This window comes from Microvirga sp. HBU67558, from assembly GCF_018069605.1.
GTDB classification, from domain to species: domain Bacteria; phylum Pseudomonadota; class Alphaproteobacteria; order Rhizobiales; family Beijerinckiaceae; genus Microvirga; species Microvirga terrae.
Genome location: NZ_JAGPUP010000401.1, coordinates 1 through 7677, shown reverse-complemented (window position 1 = coordinate 7677; position 7677 = coordinate 1). Strand labels below are relative to the sequence as shown.

General features: G+C 66.2%; 7 protein-coding genes. 3 read left to right on the top strand and 4 right to left on the bottom strand.

Features of this window, described 5'->3' with window-relative positions:
• Nucleotides 1–356: 356 nt before the first annotated feature.
• Nucleotides 357–1151, bottom strand: coding sequence for a phosphoribosylaminoimidazolesuccinocarboxamide synthase (gene purC, locus KBI52_RS03090; protein ID WP_173945090.1), 795 nt, complete (start codon nucleotides 1149–1151; stop codon nucleotides 357–359).
• 238 nt (nucleotides 1152–1389) lie between these two features.
• Here purC and KBI52_RS03085 point away from each other — a divergent pair, with 238 nt between their 5' ends.
• Both KBI52_RS03085 and KBI52_RS03080 read left to right on the top strand, forming a co-directional pair.
• Nucleotides 1390–1713, top strand: coding sequence for a DUF1476 domain-containing protein (locus tag KBI52_RS03085; protein ID WP_173945089.1), 324 nt, complete (start codon nucleotides 1390–1392; stop codon nucleotides 1711–1713).
• Nucleotides 1714–1775: 62 nt separating this feature from the next.
• A complete protein-coding gene (locus KBI52_RS03080; protein WP_173945088.1) occupies nucleotides 1776–2546 on the top strand; it encodes an HpcH/HpaI aldolase/citrate lyase family protein in 771 nt (256 codons plus the stop codon).
• A gap of 42 nt (nucleotides 2547–2588) precedes the next feature.
• Here KBI52_RS03080 and KBI52_RS03075 read toward each other — a convergent pair whose 3' ends face one another.
• A complete protein-coding gene (locus tag KBI52_RS03075) occupies nucleotides 2589–3233 on the bottom strand; it encodes a DNA-3-methyladenine glycosylase (RefSeq protein WP_210805228.1) in 645 nt (214 codons plus the stop codon).
• A 33-nt stretch (nucleotides 3234–3266) separates the two neighbouring features.
• Here KBI52_RS03075 and gluQRS point away from each other — a divergent pair, with 33 nt between their 5' ends.
• Nucleotides 3267–4133, top strand: coding sequence for a tRNA glutamyl-Q(34) synthetase GluQRS (gene gluQRS, locus KBI52_RS03070; RefSeq protein WP_210805230.1), 867 nt, complete (start codon nucleotides 3267–3269; stop codon nucleotides 4131–4133).
• Nucleotides 4134–4218: 85 nt separating this feature from the next.
• Here the strand turns inward: gluQRS and KBI52_RS03065 are convergent, their stop codons facing one another.
• Together KBI52_RS03065 and KBI52_RS03060 are read right to left on the bottom strand one after the other, a co-directional pair.
• Complete coding sequence (locus KBI52_RS03065; protein WP_210805226.1) at nucleotides 4219–5136, bottom strand: AEC family transporter; 918 nt, start codon at nucleotides 5134–5136, stop codon at nucleotides 4219–4221.
• Between the two features lie 6 nt (nucleotides 5137–5142).
• Entirely contained in the window at nucleotides 5143–7179 is a 2037-nt protein-coding gene (locus KBI52_RS03060; RefSeq protein ID WP_210805224.1) for a M23 family metallopeptidase, read from the bottom strand.
• Between the last annotated feature and the right edge of the window lie 498 nt (nucleotides 7180–7677).

The following is a 7677-nucleotide window of genomic DNA, read 5'->3' as shown; positions in this document are numbered from 1 at the left end:
GACGCTCCCCCGTCCCACCAACCTCTCACGTCATGGCCGGCCCTGTGCCGGCCATCCCGATCCGGAAGAGCGCCGCACCTCAAACAAGCGGGATCACCGGGACACGCCCGGTGATGACCGGGAGAGGGGATCGGGGCGGGCCCACCCCGCCTCACCGCATCGCGATCACCGCCAAAGGGCCGGCGACGACGGGGAGAGGATCAGTGCCGGACCATCCCAATCGGAAAAGCACCGCGCTCTCCCTCGGGACCCGTGCAACGGAAGCCATTGCCCTGAAGGCGTGCCGTGCCCTCCGGCGGCCAATGAAAAAGCCCGGCGCGGCGGCCGGGCTTTGGACGATGGCAGGCACGCGGACCTTACTGCACGAGGCGCGGGCCGCCCGTGACCGGGTTCTCGTTCTCGGACAGGATGCCGAGCCGGCGAGCGACCTCCGTATAGGCCTCGACCAGCCCGCCCATGTCCCGGCGGAACCGGTCCTTGTCGAGCTTGTCCTTGGACTTGATGTCCCAGAGGCGGCACGAATCCGGCGAGATCTCGTCGGCCACGACGATGCGCATCATCTCGCCCTCCCAGAGGCGGCCCGTCTCCAGCTTGAAGTCGACGAGGCGGATGCCGACGCCGAGGAAGAGACCGGACAGGAAGTCGTTGACCCGGATGGCCAGCGCCATGATGTCGTCGATCTCCTGGGGAGAGGCCCAGCCGAAGGCCGTGATGTGCTCCTCGGACACGATCGGGTCGTTGAGGGCGTCGTTCTTGTAATAGAATTCGATGATCGAACGGGGCAGCTGCGTGCCCTCCTCGATGCCGAGGCGGGTCGCCAGTGAGCCGGCGGCCACGTTCCGCACCACCACCTCGAGCGGGATGATCTCCACCTCGCGAATCAGCTGCTCGCGCATGTTCAGGCGGCGGATGAAGTGGGTCGGGATGCCGATATCGTTCAGATGCTGGAACAGGTATTCCGAGATCCGGTTGTTGAGCACGCCCTTGCCGTCGATCACTTCATGCTTCTTGGCATTGAAGGCGGTCGCGTCATCCTTGAAGTGCTGGATGAGCGTTCCGGGTTCCGGGCCCTCATAGAGGACCTTCGCCTTGCCCTCATAGATGCGACGGCGACGATTCATAGGCGTGTACCGTGGTTTGAGAAAATCCATTTGCCGTGGCTCCTGGGGATGGTCATTTTTTAGATCCGCGGCTGGCGTGACGCGCGGCTTTTCACCGGCGCTCCGCTTGAAGGGGCAACCTATCCGATCCCTCGGGCAAGCACAACGCGGGGAGACAGGCTGCAATCCTGCAACCTGATGAAAGCACCGTTGGAGAGATGGGGTGTGTCTGGCGGCAGCGCGAGTGCGCCCTTATATCGCATAAGGAAAAGCCAGGAGGACAGGACCCGTGACCACGTTCAACGACCGCGAGGAAGCCTTTGAGAAGCAGTTCGCCCTTGACGAGGAGAACCGCTTCAAGGCGACCGCGCGTCGCAACAAGCTCCTGGGCTTCTGGGTAGCCGAGCGTCTGGGCAAGTCCGGCGCCGAGGCGGAGGCCTATGCCAGGAGCATCGTCCTGGCCGATTTCCACGAGCCCGGGGACGCGGACGTGATCCGCAAGGCGCATCAGGATCTGAGCGCTGCCGGGCAGCCGCTGGACGAGACTGCCCTCAGGGCCAAGCTTGGCCAGTTGATGGCTCAGGCCGTCGAAGAGATCAAAGCGGGGCGCTGATGCCCGTCAGGCGACCGCTGGCTCCGGCCGGCGCCGAAGAACCGTTGCAGCAGAGGGGCATCATGCCGACCCACCCTTCGTTCCCCGAGCGGCTGAAAGCCGGCTCTTCCCTTCTGACGGCATGGTGCGGCCTGCCGGATCCTTCCGTGGCCGGCATCCTGGCCCGGGAGGCGTTCGATGCCGTCGTCCTGGACATGCAGCACGGCGCCATCGATTTCACCGCCGCGCTCCAGGCCGTGCCCCTGGTCGCCGCTGCCGGGAAGCCGGCCCTGGTCCGTCTCCCCGTGGGAGATTTCGCCACAGCCTCGCGTTTCCTCGACGCCGGCGGGATGGGAGCGATCGCCCCGATGATCAACTCCGTCGAGGATGCAAGGCGCTTCGCCGGCTTCATGAAGTTCCCGCCCATGGGCGAGCGCAGCTGGGGCGCCTATGGGGCCCTCCCGCTGACCGGGATGGAGCCGGGGGATTACCTGCAGAGGGCCAACGACCTGACCGTCGCCTTCGCCATGGTGGAGACCCGCGAGGCCTTGGCTATCGTCGACGACATCCTGGCCGTGCCTGGAATCGACGGGGTCTTCGTCGGCCCCTCGGACCTGTCGATCGCCCTGGCCGGAGGGGCGGGCGTCAACCCCACCGGGGCCGAAGTCGAGAAGGCCCTGGATCATGTGCTCGCCCGGGCAAAGGCGGCCAACAAGGTAGCCGCCATCTATACGCAGTCTGGAGCCCGCGCGGCGGAGCTGTCCGCCAAGGGGTTTCATATGGTGTCCATCGGCAACGACATCGCCATGCTCCGGTCCGGCGCCCACGCAGCCCTCACGGCCGCACGGGCCTAGTGGCCTTCAGGGGAGGGGAGGCTGAGGCGGCCGACGTCCCGGTCAGGCGGGAGCGCCCTCCCGGGATTTGACCATGCGGTAGTAGGCCCAGAGCATCTTGGCCGCCACCCCCCGCCATGGACGCCATCGCTCGGCCAGGGCGGTCAGGGTTCTGGCGTCCGGCCGCGCTTCGAGCCCGTATGCGAGGCGGGCCGCTTCCTGCACGGCCAGATCCCCGCTTGGAAAAGCGTCCGGATGGCCAAGGCAGAAGAGCAGGTAGACGTCCGCCGTCCAGGGCCCGATCCCCTTCACTCGTGTCAGGAGATCGTGAGCCTCCCCGGCCGGACGATCCTGCAACTCGTCGAGGGGAAGCCGGCCCGCCACGATCTCCGTCGCCAGGGCCCGCAGGGTCCGGACCTTTCCGGCCGACAATCCGGCCGCGCGGAGATCCTCGTCGGAAAGGCGGAGAAGAACGTCCGGCCCCGGAGGTTCGAGGATCTGCCTGAGGCGGGTCCAGATGGCGGTGGCGCTGGCGGTCGAAACCTGCTGGCCGACGACGATCCAGGCCAGGCCCTCGAAGCCGGGCGGCCTTTTGCGCAGGAGCGGCGTGACCCCGCTGGCGGCCAGCTTTGCCATGACGGGATCCGCCCGTACCAGTTCGCCCAAGCCCCTCTTGAGAACCGCATCCGTTTCGAGGAGGGTGGTCATTCCTTCGTGTTCCTTCTCGTCCTGCAGGCTCCCGTGACGAAGCCCGTTTTCCGATTCGCTCCGAGCCCGAACGGGCGGCTTCACCTGGGCCATGCCTATTCGGCGCTGCTCAATGCCGATTTCGCCCGCCGATTCGGCGGCCGCCTCCTCCTGCGCATCGAGGATATCGATATCACACGATGCCGGCCCGACTTCGAGGCAGCCATCTATGAGGATCTTGCCTGGCTCGGTCTGCAATGGGAGACGCCGGTGCGGCGCCAGTCCGAACATTTCGCGGATTATCGAGCCGCCTTCCTGAGGTTGAGGGGCGTCGCGTATCCCTGCTTCTGCAGCCGCAAGGACATCATGCAGGCCGTCGCCTGCCGGGAGGCGGAGAGCGGCCGGGACTGGCCGCGAGATCCGGACGACGCGCCGCTTTATCCGGGCACCTGCCGGGACCTGCCCGCCGCAGAGGCCGAGCGCCGGATCGCAGCCGGCGAGCCCCAGGCCTGGCGCCTCGACAGGGCGGCGGCCCAGAGGCTCCTGCCGGGGCCGCATGCTTTCGGGCGGTTCGACCGGGACGACCACGAGGAGACAGTCGCGGCGATTCCCTGGCGCTGGGGCGACACAGTGATCGTGCGCAAGGAAACCCCGACGAGCTATCATCTCTCCGTGGTGGTGGACGATGCCCTCCAGGGCGTCACCCATGTGGTGCGCGGGCAGGATCTCGAAGCCGCGACCGATCTCCACGTGCTGCTTCAGGCTCTGCTCGCATTGCCGACGCCCCTCTATCACCACCATGGACTGGTGCGCGATCCCACCGGGGACAAGCTGGCCAAGAGCCGGCAATCGCAAGCCCTGTCGGAACTGCGCGCCGACGGCGTGACCCCGCAGGAAATCCGGCGGCGGCTCGGCTTCTAAAACATCGTTGAGCGGGGATCCGAAGAGCAGCGTGAGCGAAAACCGGCTCTGCCTTTTCCGCACGATGCGCCGGCGTAGGTCCGCCTCAGCCCACGCCGAGCACGGAGAGCCAGACGAGCGTCGTGCCCAAGGCGAGGAACGTCGACAGGGTGATGGCGCTCGACGCGAGAGCAACGCCTTCCCCGTACCGCTCCGCGAAGAGATAAGCGTTGATCCCGGACGGGCATGAGGCGAAGAGCACCGCGACGCCAGCCCAGACCGGCGGCATGGCGAACACCTTTGTGGCCAGCACCAGCACGATCAAGGGATGAAGCACGAGCTTCAGGAAGGAGATCGCGGCCGGGAGCTTCCAGCCCGTCTGGAGGCCATAGCGGCGCAGCGCGATGCCCATGGAGATGAGGGCGCAGGGAACCGCCGCGCTCGCCAGGAGATCCATGACCTGCCAGGCGGGAGCCGGCACATGGGCGGCGATCGGGCGGCAGGCGGAGCCCGCCAGAATCCCGACCACGATGGGATGGGTCAGGAGGCGGCGCAGGACGAGGGCCGGCGAAGCCTGGCGTCCCTCGGCCAGGACCGTCGCCAGGGTCATCGTGACGGGCAGATGGACGGCGATCAGGAGGAAGAGCGGAACCGCGCCCTCGTCCCCGTAGGCCTTGAGGATTATCGGAACGCCGACGAAGACGGTGTTCGCCTGGCCGGCCGAGAAGCCGGCGACGACGCCAGAAATCCCCTTGATCCCGAAGAAGCGCCGCCCGATCACCGTGGCCAGGAGCCAGACGACGGCAACCCCGACGAAATAGGAGATCCAGTAGCCCCAGGGCTGAACGTCCGGGATCTCGGCGCGTACGAGGGTCCGGAAGATCAGGCACGGCAGGGACAGGGTGAAGACGAATTCGGACAGGCCTTCGCCGGCCCGCTCGGAAATGAGGCCCGTCTGGCGCGCGACATAGCCGATGCCGATCAGGCCGAAGACCGGCAGGACGATCCCGAAAAGCTCGAGCATGGGGCTCTATCGGAGCTCGGCCCGCTGGGAAAGAGTGGCCGAGGCGACGCTGTGGGACATCAGTTCGTCGACCTGCTCACGCTGGCGCTTGAAATCCACCAGCCCGCGGCCCTCGAGCTCCCGTCCGCGCGGCAGGCGGATCTTGAGAGGATCGACGAAGCTGCCGTTGATAAGCACCTCGTAGTGGAGATGAGGGCCGGTCGACAGACCCGTGCTGCCCAGGTAACCGATGACCTGACCCTGCCGGACCCTGATGCCGGACGCCATGTTCTTGGCAAAGCCCGACATGTGGGAATAGGTCGTCACATAGCCGTTCGCGTGCTGGATCTCGATATGACGTCCGTAACCCGATTTCCAGTCGGCGAAGCGGATGGTGCCGTTGCCGGCAGCCAGGATCGGGGTGCCCACCTTGTTGGCCCAGTCGATGCCCGTATGCGGCCGCGAATAGCCCAGGATCGGATGGAAGCGCGATCCGAAACCCGAGCGAAGAATGCCATCGGAGATGGGCTTGCGGATCAGGAACTTCTTGAGGGAGCGCCCGGATTCGTCGAAGAAGTCGACCGTGCCGTCCTCGCCCTGATAGCGGTAGACGCGGCGGGCTTCCCCGGCCACCGTCAGGGCGGCATAAAGGACCTCGGGCGTGCCGTTCTCGTCGTCGGAGCCATAGAAAATCTCGAAGGAATCGCCCTGCGAGACCCGGCGCTGAAAATCCACGTCGTAGCCGAAGATGCGCACCAGCTCGTCCACGGTCTGGCGGGGCAGCTCGTTCTTGAGCGCCGTTTCGTAGAGGCTCTCGTAGAGCCGCACGCCGCGCCGATCGTCGTCCTCTTCTTCCTCCTCCGAGGCTTCGGCAACCTGGCGGTTCCTCTCGTCGGCCGGCGGCGTGACCGACACGAAGACGCCGCGGTCGTTGGCTGCGGCGATTCCCTCGATACCCCGCTCTCCCAGGGTGATCACCCGGACGATCTGCCGGGGATCGCCGAGCCGGGGGCCGGGGGCGATGAGAATGCGCAGCCTCTGGCCCTCGGTCAGACCCTCGACCTTGATCCGGGCGGCCAGAACCGTCGTGATTGCGGCGATCTGCTCGGGGGTGCCTCCGTAGCTGCGCAGGACCGTCTCGAGGGTCTCTCCTTTCTTGAGAACCACCTCGCGCTCCTCGACGAGCGGCGCCATGGCCTTCTGCTCGATCTTGGGAAGCTCGGTTACGTTCTCAGGCACGACGCGAACCTCGATCGTGCTGAAGGGTGCGTCCACGACACGGGCATATCCCAGGGCGTCCCCCAGCCCTTCCGGCTGCCGCAGGGTCCGGGACAGCATCTGCTGGGCGGGGATCGGCACCGAGGTCCGGCGCCCCGCATCGTTGAAGACCCGTCGCTCCTCCTCCAGGATCGCAAGCACGTCGCCGTCGGTCAGGGACGGGGCGCTCGCCGCGATGGCCACCGAGGCGAGATCGCGCCTGAGGACCGACACGTCCGCATCCGCAACCTCTGGGGTGGGCTCGACGCGTTGCTCGTCCATTCCTTCCGCGAAGAGGCGCAGAGGATTGAAGGCTGGGATGTCGGCCGCGTAGGTTCCGGCGCTCAGGGAGAGATTCGTGGCGATGCGGACGAAGTTGCGGACCTTGATTGCCTCGCGCTCTCCGATGCGGATCGTCATCGGGGCCTTGAAGCTCTGGCGTGCGGACGAGGTCTGCTCCGTCATGTTGAGCCGGTCGGCCTTGCGGGCCACGTTCGAGGTCCGCTCTTCGATGCTTGCCGATGGAGTCCGGCCGTTGAGCGCGGCCCGCTCCGGAGGAAGGGCGGAGGTCGTTGCCCCTTCGAGGGCGATGTAGATGGAGGCCCCGATCAGGACGGCGCCCGTCACGCCGGTCAGGACACTGGCGCCCAGCCAGCGGAGGTTCACTTCCCACTTGTCGATCTCGGGCGCCGCATGGCCGCTGGTATTGAGCGGAGGTTCGTGTCCGAGATCGATGCCGGACGACAGACGCGAAGCTTCCTTTCGGGAGCTCTTGGCATGGCTGTCATCAGGGGGGAGAGCGGTCATGATCTCTGTCTGGCATGAAGGAGGTGGGTTGCTGTCACAGACACCAGAGGCCATCTAGCACAAGAGACGACAACCGCACAGACTAATAGACAAGCTTGCAGAGGGCGCGCCAACTCTCCGAGGATAGAGGGTGCGGAAACGGACGCCCGCCGCGGCTCTGCTTCAGGCCGCACTGTGTCGGCAGTGAGGCAGGGGCGGAAAAAACCTGTGCGAGGGGAGTGCCGGAAACCCCGCAGGATGGCCTGTCAAAAAACTTTCACGAAGCACGTTGACAGGCCCGCGAGGTTCGGCCTATATACCCCCCATCGACGCCGCCGCTGACGCGAACGGCGCCCAGATCTTCCTCAGAAACCGGGCTGTTGGGCCCGACTTCGGTCGGGAACAAGCGCTGTTCTGCGGAGGTCTGTTTTTATCGGTCGCATCGGAAGATGTGTTGCTCTTTGACATTGTTGAGAGGGAAGAGAAGCGTAGGCGGCGGTGTCCTTGCGCCGGTCCTTT

Excerpts from the sequence above, each read along its gene's own strand:
- KBI52_RS03075 (WP_210805228.1), bottom strand. The coding sequence starts at position 3,233 with ATGACCACCCTCCTCGAAACGGATGCGGTTCTCAAGAGGGGCTTGGGC.
- KBI52_RS03060 (WP_210805224.1), bottom strand. The coding sequence starts at position 7,179 with ATGACCGCTCTCCCCCCTGATGACAGCCATGCCAAGAGCTCCCGAAAG.
- KBI52_RS03065 (WP_210805226.1), bottom strand. The coding sequence starts at position 5,136 with ATGCTCGAGCTTTTCGGGATCGTCCTGCCGGTCTTCGGCCTGATCGGC.
- purC (WP_173945090.1), bottom strand. The coding sequence starts at position 1,151 with ATGGATTTTCTCAAACCACGGTACACGCCTATGAATCGTCGCCGTCGC.
- KBI52_RS03080 (WP_173945088.1), top strand. The coding sequence starts at position 1,776 with ATGCCGACCCACCCTTCGTTCCCCGAGCGGCTGAAAGCCGGCTCTTCC.